We start from the raw sequence: 22,292 nt of genomic DNA, 5'->3' as shown, positions 1-22,292 counted from the left end.
TCCCCGGACGAGGCTACGCCCTGGATTGCTTCGGCTTCGCCTCGCAAAGACGAAGGAAGATCCCGAAGCGACCATCCAGAAACGGTATCATGCGCTCCGGTCGATGAATTCGGTGTCCCCCGCTTCCCTGGCGAGGTGCAAGCCATGGTCGGGTGGGAAAGAACCCCAGGGGCGATCGACCGGAACGCGCTGCGAGCCGCTACTTGTCGCCGAGTAGCCCGTTCACGGCCGCATCCCAGCCCTCGCGGATCTGACGGCCGCCGGGAATCTTTACGCCGAGCAGTTCCGGCTCGTCCGACGCCTCGCGGGCGGCGGGCGGGCTGGCGGCCGGAGCCTGGGCCGAGGCGGTCTGCGTCGGCTTCGTCTCGGGCGCGCGGGCGCGGGCCGGCGCCACGGTCTTGCGGGCGGCTTCGGCCTTGATGGCCTCGGACTTGGCGGCCTCGGACTTGGCGGCTTCGGGCTTGCTCGCTTCGGCCCTCCCACGCTCCGGCTTCGCCGCCTCGGTCCGGGCCGTCTCCGGCTTCGTGGCCGGCAGGGAGACGAATTTGGCGGGTTGCTCCGCCTTGGCGCGCACGGTCTCCGACCGGGTCGGCGGGAGCGGCACCGCAACCTTCGCCGGGGAGACGGAGGCCGTCGTCCGGGCGGCGGGCGGAACCGTCTGGACCGGCTCGATCGGCAGAGCCGTCCGAGCGGGGGCCGGCGGGACGGCGGCGGGTGCCGCCTGGACCGGTGTCGCCTGAACCGGCGCGGGTGCCGCGATCGCTACGGGCGGCGGCGACGGCTCGGCCGCGGGCAGGCTCGCCCGGCGCAATTCCGGCGGCGGCTCGGCGGAGGCGAGGGCCGGAACGCCGTCCTTCAGGTCGGGCCATTGCGAGGCGAGCGGGGCGACCGGCGCGCTCCGGACGGGCCGGGCCCGCGGATCGGCGAGGTCGGAGAAGAACGAGAAGGCACCCGCGGCGAAGGCGAGCACGGCGACGCCCCCGCCGCCGATGGCGGCGATGGTGCGCATCCGCGGTCGAGCGGAGTCCTTGCTCCCGCCTCGGCGGGTCTCTGACGGGTGGATTGCCACCGACATGCGGTCGGCCTCTTGCACGTTGTACCCCTGCAACAACACGGCCTCGGCATTGCGGCGGCAAGATGTCCGACGGTTACCCCATAGTGTTGGGCCGTCGGCGACGCTTGCGAATCTGTCTGAAAACCGGTCGCGACGTCACGCCGTTGATTCGTGGCAACCCGGTTCCAAGTGTCCCGCGGTCCAGATCAGACCAGCGATCTATAAGGCCCCGGCGTTTAACGGAGCGTTGAGGACGCGGCGGGCGGGCCGCGACCGGGTCGGGCAATCATAAGAAAAACATCAGTGTGCCCTGCGACCCCGTGCTGCGGCGGCGGCATGGACTTTCGTCCGGGGATCGGTCACGGTGACCCTGTGCCGAATTCGTAGAAATCTGAGCGTTTTATCCGATGTCGGCTTGCCGAACAGTCCCGGATCGGGCCTGCCCGCGACGCCGCCGTCGGGCGGTGGCCTGACCGATCGCGAGGGCCCGTGCCGAACCCCGCCGCGACGCATTCCGCGCTTTCCCCCACGATGACGCGCTCCGCACACGGATCGGCGCCCGAGGAGGCGGCTGCCCCCGCGCGGCCGCCCGCGCCGTTCTGGGCCGGCTGGCCGACGCGCACCCGCCTGATCCTGGCGGTGCTCGCCATCGACATCGTCGCGGCTCTGGTCTCCTGCGGCGTCATCGTGGTCACCGCGCGCAACGCCGTGCAGGTCGAGATGGCGGCCAGCCTCGCCACGGTCGAACCGCTGGTGGCCGACACGATCCGCTCCCTGCGCAGCCCCAGCCCCGACAGCGTGCTCCACACCCTGGACCTGCGCTTCCAGGCCCTGCGCCACGTGCGCGTGACCATCCTCGATGCCGAGGGGCGGCGGGTCGGCTTCGGCCCGTCGGAGAGCGCGCGGGAGGCGCGGCGGGCCCCGCGCTGGTTCGTGCGCCTGATCGCCCCCGAGCCGCACCAGCACGACCTGCCGATCATGGTCCGGGGCGAGCGGATCGGGACCGCGGCGATCACGACCCAGCCACTCGACGAGATCGAGGAGGTCTGGGGCTATGCCCGCTCCCTGGCTCTCGCGAGCCTGATCCTCAACCTCGCGGTTCTGGCCGCGCTCTTCCTGGCGCTCGGGCGCATCCTGCGGCCCCTGGAGAGCCTCGCCGACGGGCTGACCCGGCTGGAGCGCCACGACTACACCGCCCATCTCGACCCGCCGGCCTCCCGCGAACTGGCGGTGATCGCCGAGCGCTTCAACCGCGTGGCCGGCGCGCTCTCCGAGGCCCGGGCCGCCAAGAGCCGGCTCAACCGGCAGCTGCTCACCGCCCAGGACGACGAGCGCGCCCGCATCGCCCTCGAACTCCACGACGAGTTCGGCCCCTGCCTGTTCGCGCTGGAGGCCAATGCGGCGTCCGTCGCGCGGCTCGCCGCCAGTTCCGGCCCGGTCGACCGCGACCGGCTCGCCGCGCGGGCCGGCGACATCGGCGGCATCGTCGGCCAGCTCCAGGGCCTCAACCGCGACCTGCTGAACCGACTGCGCCCCCACGCCCTGGGCGAGGTCCCGCTCCGGGATTGCCTCGCCCTGCTCCTGCGCGATTTCGGCCGGCGCCACCCCGACACCGCCTTCGAAGGGCAGTTTGAGGGGCTCGCCCGCGGCTACGGCGACATCGTCGATCTCACCGTGTTCCGCTGCATCCAAGAGAGCAGCACCAACGCCGTGCGTCACGGCGCGGCCCGGCACGTGCGGGTCGAGGCGGTCGAGGACGACGACGCGGCCGGGACGCTCCTGCGCGTGAGCATCCGCGACGACGGCAAGGGCATCACCCCCGGCCACCGGATCGGCCTCGGCCTGTCCGGGATGCGCGAGCGCGTCGAGGCCCTGGGCGGTCAGTTCAACCTGGAGAAGGGCTCTCTTGACAACGCTCCCTCGGGAACGGTTGTCCGGATCAGCATACCGATCGATCCCGAGCGCGACGCGGACGAGGCTTCCGCCCCGCCGCCCGCGCCGCAACTCAAGTGATGCGTGTACGATGAACGCGCCGATCAGCAATCCCATGACCCGCGCCGCCGCGAGCAAGGGGGCCGCCGGCCCCGTCCTGGTCATCGACGACCACCCGATCGTCCTGCAGGGCTGCCGCCGCGTGCTGGAGGATGCCGGGATCGAGACCGTGGTGGAGGCCACCGGCGTCGTCTCCGGCTACCGCGCCTTCCACCGCCTGCGCCCGCCGGTCGTGATCTGCGACCTCACCTTCCAGGGCAGCGGCCTCGCCGGCCTCGCCCTGATCCGGCGCATGCGCGGGATCGAGCCCGAGACGCGCGTGCTCGTCTTCTCGATGCACAACGATCCCGTCATCGTCTCGCGGGCGCTGGAGGCCGGCGCTTTGGGCTACGTGCTCAAGGATCACGCCTCGAACGAGCTGTTCCAGGCCTTCGAGCGGGTGCGCGCGGGCGAGGTCTTCCTCGACCGGCGGCTCGCCACCGAGGTCGCGATGCTGCGCGCCGATCCGCGCCGCACGCCGGAGACGCAGCTCACGCCCCGCGAGCAGCAGATCCTCGCCCGCCTCGCCCAGGGCAAGTCCTACGGCGCCATCGCCGCCGACCTCTCGGTGAGCTACAAGACCGTGACCAACGCCTGCTCGCAGATGCGCCAGAAGCTCAGGGTGCGCACGCTGGCCGAGCTGATCCACGTGGCGGTGACGCAAGCGCAGCGGCAGGGCTGATTGTCTCTCGAACGACGGAGCGCTGTTCTTGGCCGATTCCCCTCCCGCCGGGCGCTTCTCGCAGGAGGCGTGGGCCCGCAACCGCGCGGCCTACGAGACGATCCGCACGATGCCCTTCAACGCGGAGCTCGCCGCGGGCACGCTGAGCCGCGAGCGCTTCCGCCGCTACATCGTGCAGGACGCGCATTACCTCATCGGCTTCGGCCGAGCTCTGGCGCTCGCCTCTGCCAAGGCGCCCCATCCCGACCGGATCGTCCAGTTCGCCCGCGGCGCCGAGACCGCGATCGTGGTCGAGCGGGCGCTGCACGGCGGCTTCCTGCGCGACTTCGGCATCGATGCCGCGGCCTTCGCCGCCACGCCGCTCTCGCCGGCCTGCGACCACTACGTGGCGTGGCTGACGGCCACCGCCTACGCCGAGCCCTACGAGGTCGTGCTCGGCGCGCTCCTGCCCTGCTTCTGGATCTACGCCGAGGTCGGCCGCGACATTTTTTCCCGCGCGGAGGCGGACAATCCCTACCGCGCCTGGATCGATACCTATGCCGGCGAGGAGTTCGGGGAGGCGGTGGCCGCGATGATCGCGGCGACCGACGAGGCGGCGGAACCGGCCTCCCCCGCCCTGCGCGCCCGCATGCACGCCGCCTACGCCCACGCCACCCGCCTCGAATACGGATTCTGGGACGGGGCTTATATTGGCAGGATATGGAAATTGTGAATGTTTTTAGGGCTTAATGCCCTTGTTAGCCTTGAAGTTTTCGAGCCTGATAAATCTGATTAGTTCCCAGATTTACGATTATGACCTTTTTGCTGTAGCGCTGTTTACTACATCAACTAGATTGGGTGGGTTAAGGTCGTCCGATTGTTGTCCAGGAAGTGGACGGAAAATTGCATTCAATACTAAAATTCTATCGCTTGGCTCCATCTTTGCGTCTGGATTTCCGACCAGTCGAAAATAAGTGTCAATCATAGCTTCTCTTTGCTCTGAGTCTTCTGCTAGTATCAAGTTGTTTGTTGCAAATTTATTGATCATTTTGAGAATCCAAGCAATGGAAAGCACCGGAATGATCAATAGTACAATCACTCCATAGGGTAATTCTTTATCTGGTTTTTGGAATGTGGAAATAAATCTCTGTATGTTTTCTAAATTATAAAATATAATTGCCAGCATTGAAATTACTGTCAATATAATGATTGCCAGACCGGCGCCATAAAATTTGCGATGCTTGGCGGTTTTCGAGTGCCAAATCGATCTAGCTGTTTTCAATGATTCTGTTTCTAAAACCAAGTTTTTTGTAGCCTCAAGTTGCCTCTCTGCTTTCTCGAGGAATGATTTCACTTCTTCGGATTTGGAGTTCGTGAAAATGTTACCTTGTGATTTTATATCCTCGATTGTCTGCTGTGCGGTACTTGTCGTTAGATTAACTCTGTTTTCAAGGTCGGTTAAAGCGGCGCTGTACTCCGAATCTTTCGTAGATCTGTGTGTGCCAATTTTGCTGACTGCCTCGCCAACAACATTTTCTACTTCTTGAATCGCAGTATACGCTCCGGCTAGCATCACTACGGCATCTGCAATGACTGTTCCTTGTTGTAATTTTTTTCTGATGTCTCCACTTTCGGCGAAAACTACTCCAAACATCGTGACAGGTTTTCTCGCGATAAAACTGTCGAGTGTGCTGCCTATTTTTGTGATTAGAGGAAGCTCTCCGCTGACAACGTATCCGGAATCTGTCTCATTGACCGAAAAAACTGATTTATTAGTAGCTATATAAGATTTGAGCTGGTCTAAATATTCTATGCTTACGCCCGAATTATGATAATTTAGTGATTTGACGATTTTTTCTATTGTACTTATCCAAGTATCAATCTGATCTCTGGCTGCAGCGTTCGCCTCGGACACACGCTGGAAAGAGGTTTCGTTAGAAAAAACACTAGTTATGTTCTCAAATGTTGCCACGATGGCGCCTTTCTAGTATTAACGAATGAATTTCGCTAGCTTTCTCATTTTTGAATAACGCGTCCTGGCGTCGTCAAGCAACTGCTTGGCTGCAAAAACGTCTCTTCCCCCTCTTCCTATCCACGTTGTTGTTGCATTTTTCGGTTGCGCGTGCAGCAGACTCGGGTTCGGTCTATAGCTTGCAGGACGAAGGCAGGTTGGGAGCACGAGACGCGCATCCCGGCCAGAATTAGAAGAGGGGCGAAGATGGCGTCGGGCTTGGCGAGTGACCTTTTTCGGATCAAGACGCTCGAACGGCTCAACGCCGACGCGGAGTCCGGCGAGAACAAGCTGGAACGCCATCTCGGCCCCTGGAGCCTGATCGGCCTCGGCATCGGCGCGGTGATCGGGGCCGGGCTGTTCTCGCTGACCGGCATCGCCGCGGCGGAGCATGCGGGCCCGGCGGTGACGCTCTCCTTCGCCATCGCGGCGATCGGCTGCGCGCTCGCGGGCATGTGCTACAGCGAGCTGGCCGGCATGATCCCGGTCGCGGGTTCGGCCTACACCTACACCTACGCTACGATGGGCGAGTTCATCGCCTGGATCATCGGCTGGGATCTGGTGCTGGAATACGCCGTCGGCGCGGCCACCGTCTCGGTGAGCTGGTCGCGCTACGTCACGCGCTTCATGCGCGACACCCTGGGCATCAACCTGCCGGGATCGCTCGTCCACTCGCCCTTCGAGACCTACCAGCTCGCCGACGGCACGGTGGCGCACGGCCTCGTCAACGTGCCGGCGATCCTGATCGTCGTGGCCGCCTCCAGCCTGCTCATCATCGGCATCCGGGAATCGGCCCGGGTCAACGGCGCGGTGGTGATCCTCAAGCTCGCCGTCGTGGCCACCGTGATCGGTGTCGGCCTGTTCTACGTGAAGGCGCAGAACTACGACCCCTTCCTGCCGGCCAACACCGGCACCTTCGGCGAGTACGGCTGGAGCGGCGTGATGCGGGCGGCCGGCGTGGTGTTCTTCGCCTATGTCGGCTTCGATGCGGTCTCGACCGCGGCGCAAGAGGCCAAGAACCCCCAGCGCAACATGATGATCGGCATCCTCGGTTCGCTGGCGATCTGCACGGTGCTCTACATCGCGTTCGCGGGCGTGCTGACCGGCCTCGTCCACTACGACGCCATGCGCGGCGACGCCGCCCCGGTGAACACCGCGATCGCCGCCACCCCCTTCCCGTGGCTGAAGAGCCTCGTGACGTTCGGCGTGATCTGCGGCTTCTCGACCGTGATCCTCGTGCTGCTGCTCGGCCAGAGCCGGGTGTTCTACTCCATGTCGAAGGACCGCCTGCTGCCGGCCTTCTTCTCGGCCATCCACCCGAAGTGGAAGACGCCCTACCGCTCGAACCTGTTCTTCATGGTGTTCACGAGCGCGCTCGGCGGCTTCCTGCCGATCTCCCAGCTCGGCCACATGACCAGCATCGGCACGCTGCTCGCCTTCATCCTCGTCTGCGCCGGCGTGGTCATCCTGCGCCGTACTCAGCCCGACGCGCCGCGCGCCTACCGCACGCCGCTGGTGCCGTTCGTGCCGATCCTCGGCGCTCTGTTCTGCCTCGGGATGATGCTCTCGCTCGACGGAGACACCTGGCTGCGTCTCATCATCTGGCTGGCGATCGGCCTCGTGATCTACTTCGCCTGGAGCCGCAAGCACAGCCGCATCGGCCGCGAGGAGGGCGCGGGCGCGACGACGGCTCTCTGATATCGTCTCCGGTTGATCGGCTCGGCCTTCGCCCCTCTCCGTCATCGCGAGCGTCAGCGAAGCGATCCAGAGCGCGACCTGTCCGGACAGGGCCGCGCCCTGGATTGCTTACGTCTCGCCTCGCAAGGACGACGGAAGAGACCGAAGCGATCAAACGGACAATCGTATGCGTCGGCGGTCCGCCCCTCCCTGATCGAGAGGCGGTCGAGCCGGTCGCCTCGATCTCGAAAGGCCCGTCCGGTTCACGTCGGGCGGGTCTTTTCTATTCGGCCTTGGGAAGTGCGGTGACGAAGCGCGCCGGGCTCGCACTGTCCTTGATCCAGCCGGTCCGGATCACGGGATTGCGGCCGTCGGGCGCGACGCGTGGGCCGACGACATTCCAGCGCTACCCGAAATCATCCGCAGGCCGCGCGCTGCCGCTCCTCTTCTCTTGAGGCGCCCTCAGGCCCGACGGGCGAGGGCCAGCACCGGCGGCTCGGCGAGGGGGACGATCGGCCGGCCCACCTCGATCGACTGGCGCTCGCGGGCGATGAAGGCGGTCGGCATCTCGGCCTGCATCTCCGCCTCGACCTTCCGCAACTGCGCGTCCGAATGGGCGGGGTGCAGGTGGATGATGGCGAGCGCCTTGGCGCCCGCGCCCTTGGCCAGTTCCACGCCCTTCTGCCAAGTCGAGTGGCCCCAGCCCTTGCAGCAGGGATATTCGCCCTCGGTGAACATGCCGTCGTAGACGAGCAGGTCGGCGCCCTCGACGAAGCGGCACAGCTCCGGGTCGGGCCAGTTCGCGCCGTGCTCGATGTCGCTGATGATGCAGAGCCGCTTGCCGCCATGGTCGAAGCGGTAGCCGGTCGAGCCCTGGGGATGGTCGAGCAGGATGGTGTCGACCCGGCTGCCGTCGGCGAAGGTCAGCGGCTCGCCCGCGCGGAAGCCGTGATGCTTGAAGGTGCAGGGCAGCACGTCGAGGGTCACGGGGAAGAGCGGCGGCGAGAACAGGCGGCCGAGGGCATCCTCGGCGCTCGCCCCGTCCAGATTACCGCAATAGGTGTGGATCGTGTGGCTGCAATCCATGATGGCCGGCTTGAAGAAGGGCAGGCCCGCCGTGTGATCGAGGTGCAGGTGGCTGAACAGCAGGTCGATATCCCGCGGCAGGCCCTCGCGGCAGCCGCGCCCGAAGGCACCGAGGCCCGAGCCCGCATCGATCACGAAGAGGCGATCCCCGCAACGGATCTCCAGGCACGGCGTATTCCCGCCGAACTCGGCCGTTTCCGGGCCGCTGACCGGCGTCGAGCCGCGGACGCCCCAGAAACGAAGGACGAGGGAGTCGTCCTTGGCTGGATGTGGCAGGGTCATGGATCGGCACCAATGCCCGGCCTCATGCCGGGCGTTCTCGGGTGGCAGCGGCGCCGCCGCGCGCATGTGCGGCGGTCCTTCGGCCCCTCATCGGGCACGGAGTGTACCGCGTTGAGATGGGGCCCCGCCATTCGGGTGCGTGTGCGTGCCCGCACACGCCGTTTCGAACGACTCTCGATCAGCGCTGCGCCACCCGCTCGACCGGCAGCGGCGCGCCGGTGAGGTCCGGCGGAGGCAGCGGGCCCTCGATCGCGGCGCGGACGAGGCTCGGCCAGGTCTGCGCGTAGCGCCGGACTGGCTCGGCCATGCGGGGTGCACCGGCGTAGGGCGGCACGAAATCGGCGGTGCGGACGGAGAGCGAGGGGCTGTCCGTCCCGATCCAGACGGCCCAGACCGTCTCCGGCACCGGCGGCGGGGGCGGCGCCTTGCGCCGGGCCGGGATCAAGACGACCTCCTGGCCGGCATAGGCCAGCGCCTCCGGCCGGCTGATCTCGCCGACGGGAACGCCCTGGCCGATCCGCGCCGCCCAGAAGGCGTGCTGGCCGCCGTCCGAGTAGGTGGTGCGCACGGCGGCCGCGCCCTCCTCCACGAGGGCGGCGATGCGCTGCGTTTCGTCCCGGTGCAGGGCGGCGAAGGCCGCTTCCTTGGCCGGATCGGCTGACGGCGCGAAGACGTAGCGCCCGCCCGCGACGCTCACCGCCGGCTCCTCGCCCGTCGCCTCGAAGCGGTCCGAACCTTCCTTGAGCTGGCGCCAGAACGGCATGTTCGGGTCGGTGCGGTGCCGGGCGAGGTTCGCGGCGGTCATCCGGAACGGAAAGGACTGGAACTGGAACGCCCCCTGCCCGCCGGCGAAGGCCTCGCGGGCGATGGCGAAGAGTTCGCCCGCCACGGCATCCGTCATGGCAAAGCAGCCCATGGAGGAGCAGACGCCGTGCACCATCACCGCCGAGCCGGTCGAGCCGTGCGCCCGGTCGTAGGTGTTGGGGTAGCCGATATCGAAGGAGAGATAGTAGCGCGAGTTCGGGTTCATCTGGCTCTTGGCCACGGTGTAGAACCCTTCCGGCGTCTGCCGGTCGCCGGTCTTGGTCTTCGGGCCGAGCTGCCCCGACCAGCGGCAGATCGGGTAGGTCTTGATCGGCACGTAGCGCCCGGCGGCGTTGCGCTTCCAGAGCTCGATCTCCGATTCCTTTTTATAGGCCCGCAGCACGATCGGCGAGGCGGCGTTCGTGCCGCGCGCGGCCATCAGCGCCAGGGTCGCGGCGGGGATCGGCGCCCGCGCCTTGTCGGCCCGCGCGGCGGGCGCGAAGCCCGCGAGGATCAGCAGCCCGACGAGCGCCGGCAGCAGGGCGCGAAAGCGGGATCTCATCTGCGGTCCGGCCGCGCGCAGGGTGATGCGGGGAACCCGGTCCCGCCGCGTCGAGGGCCGTCCGAAGGTAGCATGCACCGTCTCGATGGAGTCCGGCCCGCCGCCGGTGCCGCCCGTGGGCGGCGCGGCCGAGTCGTGCCCGCGCTTTGGGGCGGATTTGCGGGATTTCGTCGGGCTCTGGCAAGCATGGGGCGACGATCAGGCGGGGAGCGGGGCCGGCTCCGCCGGATGGCCCTCCAGTACCGTGTTGCGCTCCACCCGCAGCACGGCGTCGAAGGGCGCCTGCCGGGCCAGCGTCGCCTCGTCGGGCAGGCAGACGATCAGGCCGGCGCCGCGTCGCAGGGCGCGCAGGCGCTCGACCCGGGCGGTGATCTCGTCGGGCTTGCGGTCGTCGAGGGTGAGGCCGACCACGAGGATGTCGGGGCGGCGCACGAGGCAGCGCACGAACTCGATCGCGACGCGCTCGCGCGGCCCGATCGCGCCCTCCCCCAGCACCGCGCGCTGGCCCTGGCCCGCGCCCGCCGCACCCGCCTCGATCCGCGCGGCGAGGCCGAGCCGGTAGACGGTCGGCTCCAGGCCCTGCTCGGCCAGCACCCGGCGCACGAGGCTGCGCACCCGTCCCTCGGCGCCCGCCTCGCCTTGCGTGATGCGCCCGAACAGCAGGTTCTCCTCCAGGCTCGCGGCCGCCGTGAGCCGGGTCGGATCGTAGAACTCGATCTTCTCGCGGTAGCGCGGCGGCAGCATCGCCGCGAAGGAGTGGCGCGCGGCGACCAGGCGCTCCTCGAGCGCGGCGTCGATCAGGCCGAAGCGGTGGCGCGTCTCGCTGTAGCGCAGGGCCAGCCCGATCAGCCGCTCGCGGTCGCGGTGCCCGGCGGGACCGCGACGGAAGCCGCGTGCATCCGGCTGGCGCGCGACGAGATCCTCGAAATAGCCCCGCTCCGCGGCCGGGAAGAGCGAGAAGGTCTCGAACAGGGGATGGTCGTCGGGCAGGTCGGAAAAGATCTCGACGGTCGAGCGGGCGACCTGGAGCCCGACATCGACCAGCGGGCGGGTCAGATCCTCCGCCTCCAGCACGGCGCGGAGATAGGGATGGGCGGCGAGCCGCGCCTGCGAGAAGGCGGGCCCGACCGCCTCACCGAACAGGATGTTCTCGCCGATATCGGCCTGATGGTTGTAGCGGGTGGGGTCGAACGGCTCGACCAGCCGGGCCATGCCCTCGCGGGCCAGCGCCTCGCGCACGGCCTGCCGGGCGGCCACCACCGCTTGCGCCGTGGCCGGATCGTCCTCCGGGTCGACCGAGGCTTCCAGCCCCCGCTCGTAGACGAAGGCGTCGAGCCCGGTGAGCTTGAGGATGCCGATGCGCTCGGCCAGCCCCGAGGCCTCGCGGTCGCCGCTGCGGGCGCCGTAGAGCAGGTTCTGGCGCAGCGTCCCCTCGATCAGGATCGCCTCGGAGCCGGCCAGCGCGAACCGCCGCGCCCGCTCGGCGGAATCGAAGGCGCGCAGATCCGTGCCGCCATAGGTGACGGCGCCGGCGGTCGGCTCGATCTGTCCGGCGAGCAGGGCGGCCAGCGCCCGCGATCCGCTGCCGCGCGCGCCCACGATCGCCACGTGGGCCGGCATCGGCAGGTCGAGATCCACGCCCGTCAGCCGCTCGCCGCTGCCGGGATCGTAGGCGCCGACGCCCCGGGCCGCGAGGTGGCCGGCCTGGGGGAAGGGCGCCGCCCGGCGCTGCCCGTCGCCCGGCAGGCGCGGGCTCAGGGCGCCCAGCGTCTCGGCGATGGTGCGAAACAGCGGCGCCACCGCCCGGTGCTGGGTCCACAGGCGCAGGCTGATGCCGACGAGCACGGCGGCCATCGTGAAGGCCCCGGCCGCGGCGGCCAACGCGCCGGGCAGGACGTTGTCGCCCTCCGTGGCGGATTCCCCCTGCCAGAGGGCGGTCGCCACGAGGAGCGCCGGAAGGAGGATGATGAGGGCGAAGGCGGGCGCGCGGGCATAGGCGAGCCGCGCCTCGGCCCGCACCAGGGCCGAGCGGGCCGCCCGCGCCCGCAGGCCCAGGCGGCGTCGCTCGAACGCCGCGGCCCCGTGGGCGCGCACCGCGGGCATCCGCCGGATCAGGTCGCGCAGGCCCGCCTCGGTCGCGGCGGTGTCGGCGCGGCGCAGGCTCCGGCGGGCGGCGGAGCGGCTGGCGAGCAGGGCGCGGGCGAGGCCGACGGCGGCCAGCAGCAGCGCGATTACCGGCACGAGGCGCGGCGCGGCGAGTTCCGCCATGACGAGGGCGAGCAGGATCGCCACGAGGGTGAGACCGGGCACCACGATCCCGACCGCGGTGAGCGGGCCCATCTGCGCCAGCGCCTGCCCCACGAGGCCGGGCAGCGCCCGCAGATCCTCGCGGGCGCCCGGCGGCGAGGCCAGGATCGCCTCCGTGGCCCGCGCCCGCAGCCGCGCCGTGGCCCGGGCCTGAACGGAGAAGCAGAGGAAGGCAACCACGCCCCCGAGGGCGGCGAGCAGCAGCGCCGCCGCGGCGAGCGCGCTGAGCGCGATCAGCGGCAGTTCCGAGGGCGGCAGGCTCCAGCCCTGGAACAGGATCGGCGCCTCGCTCTCGTGGTGGCCGGGCAGCGGCAGGGCGATCCGCAGGAAGGGCAGCAAGTCCGGGCCGCTGCGGGTGAGCACGGCGATGAGGTCGCGCAGGCAGAGCAGCACGAACAGCGCCAGGGGACCGCCGAGGCCCACCGCCAGCCCCAGGGCCGCCGCGTGGCGACGCGGCGACGAGGCCCAGGCGAACAGGACGGGATCACGCTCCATCGGCAGTCCGGACGCCCGGCGACGGGTTCGCTGCGGTGGGGTGCGGCATCTGAAGGTTCGCGGCGTGAGGGGAGGACGGTGCGGTTCTTGCCGGCTCCTGCCGGATCCTGGAAGGGTGGTGCGGGCTCGTTCGGAGGTCGTGACGGACCGCTCTCTTCGCACGGAAACGGGGCGACGCAAGCCCGCGGCGCCGGACCGTCGCATTGCAATCCCGGCGGGGCGGCGTTCTTTAGTGCGGGAGAGCACACGGCGCGCGGGGGGCGTGCGCTTCTCGTGCCCGTGGGGCTGGCCGAGACGGGCTCTCGCGCGTCATCCGGATGGAGTTCGCAGGCGCGGCCGGCCCCTGTCGCCCGCCCTCGTGCCGCTCGGGTTGCGGATTCCTCTCTCGATCGACGACCTCGGATGGCCTCGCGCGACCCTTTCCCTCTCCTCGTCAGCACTCCGGCTGCCGCGAGGCCGCCGGCCCGATGAGCGCGACGGGCCTATCCCCCGCGGGCGAGGCGGATTCCCTCTACGGTGCGCCGGTCATCGGCCCGGACGAAACCGTCGCCTCGATCGGTGCGGCGCTCGCGGGCGTCGTGCTCACCCCTGCCCGACGGGAGTGGCGCCTCGCGGCCGCCGGGGCGCTCGCCCTGACCGCGACCTGTGCCGCCCTGCGCTTCGTGCTGCCGGTCCCCGCTCTCGGCGCCGGCGGAGCGGGCTGGTGGATCGGGCTTGCCTCGGGCTGCCTGATGATCTGCGGGCTGCTGCTCCTGGCCGGCGTCGAGTGGCGCTGCGGCATCGGCCGGCTGGCACAGACGGCGGCCCTGTTCGGCGCCAGCCTCGCCGCCCTGTTTCCCGCCTCGGTCCATCCGATGAGTCTCGCGGCACTGCTGGCCGCGAGCGCGGGCGTCTGGGGCGCAGCGCTCTTGCCGGATCTGGCCCTTCTGCGCGACCGCCTCGCCGAAGGCGGCCCTGCCGGAGCCGCGAGCCGCCGCGGCCGGTTCTACCGGCTGGCCGCCTGCGGCTTCCGGGGCTCCGCCGGGCAGTGGCGCGTCTGGGACGGCGCCTGCCGCGGGCTCGCCCTGCTCGGCATCCTCGCGGCCGTGGCCGTGCTGACGGACCTGGCCGTCGCCACCGCCCTGCGCTCGGACCGGCACGACACGCTCCTGCCGGTCGCCCTGCTGGTCGAGGCGGTGCTGTCGGGGGCGGGGCTGACCGCCGCGCTGGCCGTGGCCCTGCGCCGGGTTCAGGGCCTCGACGGCCTCGTCACCGGGCGCCATCTCGACATCCTCGGCCGGCTGATCCTCGCCTTCGGACTTGCGGCCCTCTACTGCCACGTCACCGAATGCGTGGCCGCGTTCCTCTACGGCGGCGCGGCGGAGCGGACGCACCTGACGCGCCGGCTCGTCGGCGACGGGGCTCCTGCCTTCTGGATGCTCATGCTCGTCGGCCTGCTCCCGTCGCAACTCTTCTGGATCGGCACCGTGCGGCGCAAGGCGACGGCCCTCGGCCTGATCGGCGCCCTGGTCGCCATCGGCCTCGGGGCGGATCACGGGCTGATCGCGCGGTCCGCCGCGCCGACCGCCGACGCTGCCTGGTCGGAGACTCTCTTGGCGGCCTTCGGCCCGGCCGCCGCCGCCCTCTGTGCGATCGGGGTGTTCGCTCTCGGCCTGTTCCTCGTCTACCGCCTCGTGCCGCCGGTCTCGATCGCCGAGACGCGGCAACTCGCCCTGGCCCGCAATCCCGGTGCGGCCTCCGACGCGGCCGGGAGCGGGCCCGAGCCGGGGACCGAGCCTCAGGGGGGACGGCTGGCCGCCACCTTCCGCTCGGAGGCCGGGCTTTCGGAGGCGGTGCGAAGCCTCTCGGTCCTCGACCGGCCGCCGCGCCTCGACGCCTTCGGCCCCGTGCCGATGCCGGAGGCCGCCGAAGCGCTGCATCGGGTCGGATGGCGGCTGCGCTGGGCCGCTCTCGGGGGCGCCGGCCTCGGGGCCGTGGCCTACCTGGCCGTCCGGGCGGCGGAGGGCGCGCGCGCGTTCGACGGGGCCGGCGCCGCCGTCCTGTCCTGGGCCGTGCTGGCGGTGCCGGTCCTCTCGGCGGCGACCGCGGGCGGCACGCTCGGCCTCGTCGCGGCCCTCTGCTATGCCCTGCGGCGGGAGGCGGGCGCGGCCCCCTCCTCCGCCCTGGCCGGACGCTTCGTCCTGACCGTCGCCCCCTCGGCCGATGGCTCCAACACGGCTGCCCTGCTGCGCCGGCTGAACGGCTTGCCCGAGGGCGCCGGGCGGCCCCTCGCCGTCGGCGGAAGCGCCGCCGCGGGGCCGCGGCGGTGAGCGTGCAGGAGAAGGGCGGTGCCGCCCGCAAGGCGGCGGGGGCGAAATCCGCTGCGGCCTATTTCCGCGATCCCGCCCGGCGCCCGGCCGCCGTCTTCGCCGCGGGCGCCGGCTGCCTGCTCCTCGCCTGGCATCTCGCCGGCCTGCCCGAACTCGCCCCCGCCTATCTCTTCGCCTGGACCTGCCTGCTGGCGCTGCCCGCGGGCGCCCTGCCCGTCGTGATCATGATCGAGCGGGCCGATGCGTGGCGCCCGCAGCCCGAGACCGCGCTTCTGGAAACCCTGCGGGGCTTCCTGGTGCTGATGCCCGTGGCGGCCCTGCTCAGCCTTCCCTTGCTGCCGGCCGCCGCCCGGCTCTATCCCGCGGTCGCGCCGCCGGGATCGGACGGTGCGCTGACCGCGCTCTGGTTCTCCGACGCACTCCTTGCCGGGCGCCTCAGCCTCTACTTCGCTCTCTGGACCGGGCTCGCCCTGCTCTTCGCCCGCCGCGGCGGCGAGCCCTGGGCCAAGGCCGGGCGCATCGACGACGGCCGGGCGGTGCTCGGGCTGGGCCTCCACACCGTGGTGGGGACCCTGGCCGCCTGGGATCTCGTCATGGCGGTGGGCGCCGGGGCGGACGGGCGCTTCCACGCCAGCGCCTTCGGCCTCCTCGTGATGGCCGCGTGGTCGAGCCTCGCGCTCGCCGCCGCGATCCTCGTGGCGCCGCCCGATATCGGCCCCGCCCGGCGGCGCCACGACCGGCTCACCCCGCTCGCCGTGCTGCTCCTGGTCTGGGTCGGGCTGCACGCGGTGCAGTTCCTGATGCTCGACGCCGCCGCCGACCCGCAGGCCGCCGCGTGGTACCGCCTGCGTTCCGGCCTGCCCGGTCGCGCCCTGGCGATCGCGGGCCTCACGGTGACCGCGCTCGCGGCGATCCTGACGCTGCGCCCCGGCGAGAACCGGACCCGGCTCGTGGCCGCGCTGGCGGTCGCGGTCCATCTCGCGGAGCTGGCATGGTTCGTCACCCCCGCCTTTCGCGACGGTTTCGGGATCACGCTCACGGATGTCCTGGCGCTCGCGGGCGTCGCCGGGCTCGCGGCCGGCCTGACGCCCGCCCTGCGGCGCCTCGTGCCGGGGCTGGCCGTCACGCCCGCCTGGCCCGGGCGCGAGCGGGGCGGCAAGGGCGCCAGGGGCGCGAGGAAAGACGAGGCGCCGGGGGACATGCGGCGCAAACCGGTTGTCCGCCCGCCCGAACCTTCCTAGGTTCGCCCTCCCCTGTGCATCCCGCGCGAAAATCCTCCGACGACCATGTGCGAATTGCTCGGAATGAGCGCGAACGTGCCGACCGACATCCGGTTCTCCTTCGCGGCGCTCGCCCGGCGCGGCGGCGAGACCGGCCCGCACGCCGACGGCTGGGGCATCGCCTTCTACGAGGGGCGCGGCTGCCGCTGCTTCCACGATCCCGAGCCGAGTGCCCGCTCCGAACTCGCCAAGCTGCTGCGGCGCTACCCCATCAAGAGCCGCATCGTCGTCGCCCACGTGCGCAAGGCCAATCGCGGGCGCGTCAGCCTGGAGAACACCCACCCCTTCTCCCGGGAATTGTGGGGCCGCCGCTGGACCTTCGCCCATAACGGACAGCTCAAGGGCGTGAAGCGCCTGCCGCTGGGACGGTTCGAGCCGGTCGGCACCACCGACAGCGAGCACGCCTTCTGCTGGATCCTGTCGCAGCTGCAGGAGCGCTTCCCCAAGCCGCCGCGATCCGCCACCCTCGAGGCGGCGATCGCGGAATACGCGCAGATCCTGTCGGAGCGGGGCGTGTTCAACATGCTGCTCACCGACAGCCGCGCGCTCTACGCCCATTGCGGCAAGCGGCTCTGCTACCTCACCCGCCGCGCGCCCTTCGGCACGGCGACGTTGATCGACGAGGATTGGCGGGTCGACTTCGCGCAGGAGACCACCGAGACCGACATCGTCACCATGATCGCGACCCGCGCGCTGACCCGGGACGAGACCTGGACCGAACTGGAGCGCGGCGACACCCTGGTGCTCACCGACGGCGCGGTGCGCCTGCTCAAGGCGCGGCGGCGCCGGGCGCCGGAACTGCGCGGCGCGGCCTGAGCCCGCCGGGACGGTGCTGCGGATTTGCCGCATTTTCGGGCCAGCATCGGGCCAACATCTGATCAGAGCGGGGCGGCCCGATATCCCTGTGCGCAAGCGTGACAGTAATTCGCGCGGCGCGGGTGCGCTGGGACGGGGGATGCGCTACAACTATGTTAAATGCCGCGCGATGCCACGCTCCGAGCGCCGTGCGGTGCCGATGAATGCCGAAACGCCCCGATCGCGAAGAGCCCGATGCGCAACGATACCGAAGCGACCCTGGATCGTCCCGCGATGACTGACGGCCGTCCCAAGCTTTCCGATACGATCCGCAGCCATCTCGGCGATCACCTGCGCAGCGTCTACGATACGCTCGGCGCGGGCGAGGACACCCCGTCCCGCTTCGCGGAACTGATCGCCAAGCTCGAAGGCGCGCTGAAGGCGCAGGGCGAGCGGATCGATCCGGAATTCCGCAACGGACTCCTGGCCGCGGTGCCGTCCCTGCGCGCCTTCGCGCTGTCGCTGACCTCGAACCCGGCCCGCTCCGACGACCTCGTGCAGGACACTCTGCTCAAGGGCTGGCAGCACCGCGCCCGCTTCCAGCCGGGCACCAACCTCAACGCGTGGCTCTTCACGATCCTGCGCAACATCTTCTACTCGGATCACCGCAAGCGCGTGCGTGAGGTCGAGGATCAGGACGGCTCCTACGCCGCCCGCCTCGCCACCGCCCCGCATCAGGGCGACCGGCTCGATGTCGAGGATCTGCAATCGGCGCTCGCCAAGCTGCCGCCGGATCAGCGCGAAGCGCTCGTTCTGGTCGGCGCCGAAGGTGTCTCCTACGAGGAGGCGGCAACGATCATGGGCTGCAAGGTCGGCACGGTGAAGAGCCGCGTCAGCCGCGCCCGCGGGCGTCTGGCGGAGCTTCTCGGCTACGACGAGGAAGATCTCGGCTCCGACCGCTTCATCCAGTCGGCGATGCCGGACGCCTGAGGCGCGCCGGCGAAGCGGATTCAAGGGACTCCAGACTCCGAAGGCGGGGCGAGCGCCCCGCCCGCCGCCGACTTCGAAGAGCGGTCCGTGAGACGGCAGCGAGGAAGCCGTCAACCGCACGATCCCATACGGCGTCCGTTTGATGGTCTTGGGCTGTAGCCTGAGACGTCATCGCGAGCGAAAGCGAAGCGATCCAGGGACGCGACGTCTCCGGATCGTTCGGAGCGCTGGATGGCTCCGCCTCGCCGTGACGATCCGAGGCGATCGGGTGGAAACGCTGTCAGCGGTACCGGCATGCAGAGTTCCGGGGCCGAGTCCGACGCTTTCCGGAAACGCTTCGGGTGCCGATCGGTCGCCGCCCCTTGCGGCGGAGGCGTTGCAACGCTTGGCGCGACACAGCCGACCGCGTCGGGGATGGTCCCGACAGCGATCACCGGACCGGGGCGTCCGGTTTTTCGTGTCTCTCACAGAACTCCCGTCGCGCCATCGGCGCGAGGGCGGTCGATGACCGGGAGTTTCGTGAGGCACGTTCCGTCGGAGCGAGGTCGATCATCGGAACGCCGCGATGAGACCGATCCGGCCGTAGGCCGAAGCGCCCGCGGACGGTGCGGCTCGCGTCCGCGTGGGCTGAGACCGCCACGCCGAGGCCCCGTCCAAGAGCGCGAAGGACCGGCCGGCAGGACGAGCCCTGCCGGGCCGATATCCGCTCACGCGGCCTTGCGGCGTCCGCCCGTCTTGCGGCCCTCGCCCGATCCGGCGCTCTTGCGGCGCGGCTCGGACGGCGTCTCGGACACCACCTCGTCGGCCGGCTCGGCCGTCTTCGCCGACGGCTTGCGGCGCTGCTGGCCGAGGCCGAGATCCTTGGCCAGCGCCGAGCGGGCGGCCGAGTAGTTCGAGGCAACGGTCGGGTAATCCGTCGGCAGGCCGTAGCGGCGGCGATAGCCCTCGATGTCGAGGCCGTGCGTGGTCAGGTGCCGCTTGAGCGTCTTGTAGGGTTTGCCGTCGATGAACGAGATCAGCGCGTCCGGCGTGATCGACTTCTTGACCTGAGCCGAGGTGGCGCGCTCGACTTCTTCTTCCTTGGGGGCCTGCGGGGCCGAGAGGCCGAGAAGCGCGGCATGGACCTGCGTGATCAGCGCCGGCAGCTCGGCCGAAGGAAGAGAATTGTTCGAGACATAGGCCGAGACGAGATCCGCCGCCAGCTCGATCCGGTCGAGTTCTGGAACCTGACTGATATCCGACATTTCAAAAGATCCTGGTTTGCCCCTCGTTCTTTTGAACTAAAAGGATGGACGAAAGTTTCAAGACCGTTTTCGCCTGTTTTCCCGGAAAGCGATTGCAAAACTGAGGAAAAAATCCCGTCAGGGCGATATTTTCGCCGATCAGGCGCCGTCGGAACCAGCTACATCGCTGCTTAAGGTGACTCATACAAGCTGAGGTTCGATCAATCTGCTCGCCGCGTCCACTTGATTCGGCTTCCTCAACAAATCGTGAGAATGGCGCGTGGACTAGCCTGCGTCCTCGGAAGGTCCCGCCGGGTCGCTCTAAGTTGCGAAGCCTAGGGGGTGCGTAAAACGGTGATGCTACGGGGACGCCTGGAGCGTCTGTCCGTTCCCGCGCGCGGCCGCCGTCCGGCGCCGTGCCGCTCGTTTCGGTTCGTCCGGCAGGGAGCAGCGATAGACCACGGCGTCCGGCGGACCGAGGGCGGCGTTGAGCGGGATCGTCACGGTGTCGCCGGAGAAGCGCCAGTTGCGGGTGCCGCGATCCCAGTAGAGCCACACCGTCGTCTCGTGGCCCTGCACGTCGAACACGGCGGCCTTCTTCGACATCGCCCGGAGCGTGCGCGGCTCGTAGAGGCCCTTGCGGCGATAGGCGGCGCGGGAGGCCTCGTCCTGCCGATCGACGAGGGTATTCTGGACGATCTGCAGGGTCGCTCCGGGCTTGCGGAGGAACTTCTTGAAATCGCTCAAGGACCGCAAGACCACGGGCATGGCGGCTATCCAGTCTTCAAGTCACGGACGCATCCTGCGTTGACGCGGGGACTCTAGTTGTCTTGCGATGACGGTTGTGTCCCACCCCGAAGGCGGGCGGGCCCGGATATCCACCGGATTCCCGCGCCGTCCACAGGAGTCGCGCCGGCTGGGGCCCACCCGCCGCGCGCCGATCCGTCCGCGGCCCCGGCTTGACCCGCCGGCCCGGGTCGGGCGTTTAGGGGTTATGCTGCTCCCCTTCTTCACGGGCCTGCGCGAGGCCCGCGTGCCGGTCTCCCTGCGTGAGTACCTGACGCTGCTGCAGGCGATGGAGCGCGACCTGGCCGGCAAGCGCGTCGAGGAATTCTACTTCCTAGCCCGCACCGTTCTGGTGAAGGACGAGGCGCATCTCGATCGCTTCGACCGGGTCTTCGCCTCCGTGTTCAAGGGGCTGGAGCTCATGGGCGAGGCGGTCGAGCCCGCGCCGATCCCCGAGGAATGGCTGCGCAAGCTCGCCGAGAAACACCTGACGGAGGAAGAGAAGGCCGAGCTGAAGGCGCTGGGCTGGGACAAGCTGTTCGAGACCTTGAAGCAGCGTCTCGCCGAGCAGCGGGAGCGTCACCAGGGCGGCTCGAAATGGATCGGCACCGGGGGCACCTCGCCTTTCGGTGCCTACGGCTACAACCCGGAAGGCATCCGCATCGGCCAGGACGGCAACCGCAACTTCCGCGCGGTGAAGGTCTGGGACCGGCGCGAGTTCAAGGATCTCGACGATTCCCGCGAACTCGGCACCCGCTCCATGCGGGTGGCGCTACGCCGCCTGCGCCGCTTCGCCCGCACGGGGGCGGCCGACGAACTCGATCTCGACGGCACGATCCGCGAGAGCGCCCGCAAGGGCTTCATCGACGTGCGGCTACGGCCCGAGCGGCGCAACGCGGTGAAGGTGCTGCTCTTCCTTGATGTCGGCGGCTCGATGGATTGGCACGTGGAACTCGCCGAGGAGCTGTTCTCGGCCGCGCGCTCCGAGTTCAAGCACTTTGCGCATTACTACTTCCACAACTGCCCCTACGAGGCGGTGTGGACGCAGAACCATCGCCGCCACGACGAGCGCATCCCGCTCCTCGACGTGATCCGCACCTATCCGTCGGATTACCGCGTGGTGTTCGTCGGCGATGCCTCCATGAGCCCGTACGAGATCGCCCATCCCGGCGGCTCGGTGGAGCACTGGAACGAGGAGGCGGGGGAGGTCTGGCTCGGGCGCGTCCTTGAGCACTTCCCGAAGGCCGTCTGGCTCAATCCCGTTCCGGCCGAGCACTGGGCCTATACGCAGTCCATCGGGATGGTGCGCCGGATCGTTTCGGATCGGATGTTCCCGCTGACGCTGGAAGGGCTCGACGGGGCGATGCGGGCGCTGCTGCGCTAGGACGCCTGTCGGCCCGTCGCGCTTACCGATGGGAGCAAGGCCTGATCGCCGTCCGGCCAGGCCGCCTCAGCCCTGGCGGGCCGGGGTCGTCACGACGAGCCCGTCGAGTTCGGGCTTGACGCGGATCTGGCAGCACAGGCGCGAGGTCGCGCGCACGTCGGAGGCGAAGTCGAGCATGTCCTGCTCCATCGGCTCGGCCGGCCCGACCTTGTCGGCCCAGGCTTCGTCCACGTAGACGTGGCAGGTGGCGCAGGCGCAGGCCCCGCCGCACTCGGCGTCGATCCCCGGGACGTTGTTGCGCATCGCCGTCTCCATGACGGTCGAGCCGACCTCACCGTCGATCGTGCGGGCCGTGCCGGCGTGATCGACGAAGGTGATCTTGGGCATACTTGGCTCCGGGACGTGTCGGCGTCCGCCTGCGATCCTTCAGGGGCGGCGTGGCGTCTGCTTGCGGGCGGCGGCGCCAGAAAGCAAGCGGGAAGCCGGCGCTTTTCCGTCGCGCCCGTCGGCGTGCGGCCCGTCCGCCTTCCTCGGCGACGGCCGGCTCCGCGAGGC

At 69.7% G+C, this 22,292-nt stretch carries 17 protein-coding genes; 9 read left to right on the top strand and 8 right to left on the bottom strand.

Annotation, left to right across the window (positions count from 1 at the left end):
• Positions 1–199: 199 nt before the first annotated feature.
• The gene (locus tag ACPCJR_RS10360) at positions 200–1,009 is read right to left on the bottom strand and encodes a hypothetical protein (RefSeq protein ID WP_391512083.1); all 810 of its coding nucleotides are present in this window, start codon (positions 1,007–1,009) and stop codon (positions 200–202) included.
• Positions 1,010–1,585: 576 nt separating this feature from the next.
• Between ACPCJR_RS10360 and ACPCJR_RS10355 the strand changes: the two genes are divergently transcribed.
• Genes ACPCJR_RS10355 through ACPCJR_RS10345 form a run of 3 tightly spaced genes read left to right on the top strand, consistent with a single transcriptional unit; the run spans position 1,586 to position 4,479 of the window.
• Positions 1,586–3,067: an ATP-binding protein gene (locus tag ACPCJR_RS10355; RefSeq protein ID WP_391512082.1), complete on the top strand. Its 1,482-nt coding sequence runs from the start codon at positions 1,586–1,588 to the stop codon at positions 3,065–3,067.
• A gap of 10 nt (positions 3,068–3,077) precedes the next feature.
• Positions 3,078–3,767, top strand: a complete 690-nt coding sequence (locus tag ACPCJR_RS10350) for a response regulator transcription factor (RefSeq protein WP_391512081.1) — start codon at positions 3,078–3,080, stop codon at positions 3,765–3,767.
• A 28-nt stretch (positions 3,768–3,795) separates the two neighbouring features.
• Complete coding sequence (locus ACPCJR_RS10345) at positions 3,796–4,479, top strand: TenA family protein (RefSeq protein ID WP_391512080.1); 684 nt, start codon at positions 3,796–3,798, stop codon at positions 4,477–4,479.
• A gap of 78 nt (positions 4,480–4,557) precedes the next feature.
• On the opposite strand, the gene ACPCJR_RS10340 is transcribed toward ACPCJR_RS10345, so the two are convergent.
• Entirely contained in the window at positions 4,558–5,718 is a 1,161-nt protein-coding gene (locus ACPCJR_RS10340; RefSeq protein WP_391512079.1) for a DUF6161 domain-containing protein, read from the bottom strand.
• A 246-nt stretch (positions 5,719–5,964) separates the two neighbouring features.
• Here ACPCJR_RS10340 and ACPCJR_RS10335 point away from each other — a divergent pair, with 246 nt between their 5' ends.
• Positions 5,965–7,455 carry an amino acid permease gene (locus ACPCJR_RS10335; protein WP_391512078.1) on the top strand — a complete coding sequence of 497 codons (1,491 nt, stop codon included), beginning with the start codon at positions 5,965–5,967 and terminating at the stop codon, positions 7,453–7,455.
• Positions 7,456–7,896: 441 nt separating this feature from the next.
• Here ACPCJR_RS10335 and ACPCJR_RS10330 read toward each other — a convergent pair whose 3' ends face one another.
• The 3 genes from ACPCJR_RS10330 to ACPCJR_RS10320 form a co-directional block, all read right to left on the bottom strand.
• A complete protein-coding gene (locus ACPCJR_RS10330; RefSeq protein WP_391512077.1) occupies positions 7,897–8,802 on the bottom strand; it encodes an MBL fold metallo-hydrolase in 906 nt (301 codons plus the stop codon).
• A gap of 178 nt (positions 8,803–8,980) precedes the next feature.
• Entirely contained in the window at positions 8,981–10,168 is a 1,188-nt protein-coding gene (locus ACPCJR_RS10325; protein WP_391512076.1) for a L,D-transpeptidase family protein, read from the bottom strand.
• A gap of 198 nt (positions 10,169–10,366) precedes the next feature.
• Positions 10,367–12,970: an ATP-binding cassette domain-containing protein gene (locus ACPCJR_RS10320; RefSeq protein ID WP_391512075.1), complete on the bottom strand. Its 2,604-nt coding sequence runs from the start codon at positions 12,968–12,970 to the stop codon at positions 10,367–10,369.
• A 467-nt stretch (positions 12,971–13,437) separates the two neighbouring features.
• Here ACPCJR_RS10320 and ACPCJR_RS10315 point away from each other — a divergent pair, with 467 nt between their 5' ends.
• The 4 genes from ACPCJR_RS10315 to ACPCJR_RS10300 all read left to right on the top strand — a co-directional run bounded on the left by ACPCJR_RS10315 (position 13,438) and on the right by ACPCJR_RS10300 (position 18,344).
• Positions 13,438–15,279: a DUF3341 domain-containing protein gene (locus ACPCJR_RS10315; RefSeq protein ID WP_391512074.1), complete on the top strand. Its 1,842-nt coding sequence runs from the start codon at positions 13,438–13,440 to the stop codon at positions 15,277–15,279.
• Positions 15,276–16,520 (top strand): hypothetical protein, encoded by a 1,245-nt coding sequence (locus ACPCJR_RS10310; RefSeq protein ID WP_391512073.1) that lies wholly within the window; start codon positions 15,276–15,278, stop codon positions 16,518–16,520. Before ACPCJR_RS10315 ends, ACPCJR_RS10310 begins: the two co-directional genes overlap by 4 nt.
• A 45-nt stretch (positions 16,521–16,565) precedes the next feature.
• Positions 16,566–17,375, top strand: a complete 810-nt coding sequence (locus ACPCJR_RS10305) for a class II glutamine amidotransferase (protein WP_110351048.1) — start codon at positions 16,566–16,568, stop codon at positions 17,373–17,375.
• 234 nt (positions 17,376–17,609) lie between these two features.
• Entirely contained in the window at positions 17,610–18,344 is a 735-nt protein-coding gene (locus ACPCJR_RS10300; protein ID WP_350632040.1) for a sigma-70 family RNA polymerase sigma factor, read from the top strand.
• A 707-nt stretch (positions 18,345–19,051) separates the two neighbouring features.
• Here the strand turns inward: ACPCJR_RS10300 and ACPCJR_RS10295 are convergent.
• Positions 19,052–19,588: a MucR family transcriptional regulator gene (locus ACPCJR_RS10295; RefSeq protein ID WP_391512072.1), complete on the bottom strand. Its 537-nt coding sequence runs from the start codon at positions 19,586–19,588 to the stop codon at positions 19,052–19,054.
• A gap of 339 nt (positions 19,589–19,927) precedes the next feature.
• On the bottom strand, positions 19,928–20,335 hold the full coding sequence (locus ACPCJR_RS10290; protein WP_391512071.1) for a hypothetical protein: 408 nt from the start codon (positions 20,333–20,335) through the stop codon (positions 19,928–19,930).
• A gap of 226 nt (positions 20,336–20,561) precedes the next feature.
• Here ACPCJR_RS10290 and ACPCJR_RS10285 point away from each other — a divergent pair, with 226 nt between their 5' ends.
• Complete coding sequence (locus ACPCJR_RS10285; protein ID WP_391512070.1) at positions 20,562–21,737, top strand: vWA domain-containing protein; 1,176 nt, start codon at positions 20,562–20,564, stop codon at positions 21,735–21,737.
• A gap of 66 nt (positions 21,738–21,803) precedes the next feature.
• Here ACPCJR_RS10285 and ACPCJR_RS10280 read toward each other — a convergent pair whose 3' ends face one another.
• Complete coding sequence (locus tag ACPCJR_RS10280; protein WP_110351053.1) at positions 21,804–22,124, bottom strand: 2Fe-2S iron-sulfur cluster-binding protein; 321 nt, start codon at positions 22,122–22,124, stop codon at positions 21,804–21,806.
• Between the last annotated feature and the right edge of the window lie 168 nt (positions 22,125–22,292).

This window comes from Methylobacterium sp. NPDC097929, from assembly GCF_049543375.1.
Taxonomy (GTDB): Bacteria; Pseudomonadota; Alphaproteobacteria; order Rhizobiales; family Beijerinckiaceae; genus Methylobacterium.
Note: the sequence above shows the minus strand (reverse complement) of the source record. Positions and strands in the feature narration are given on the sequence as shown.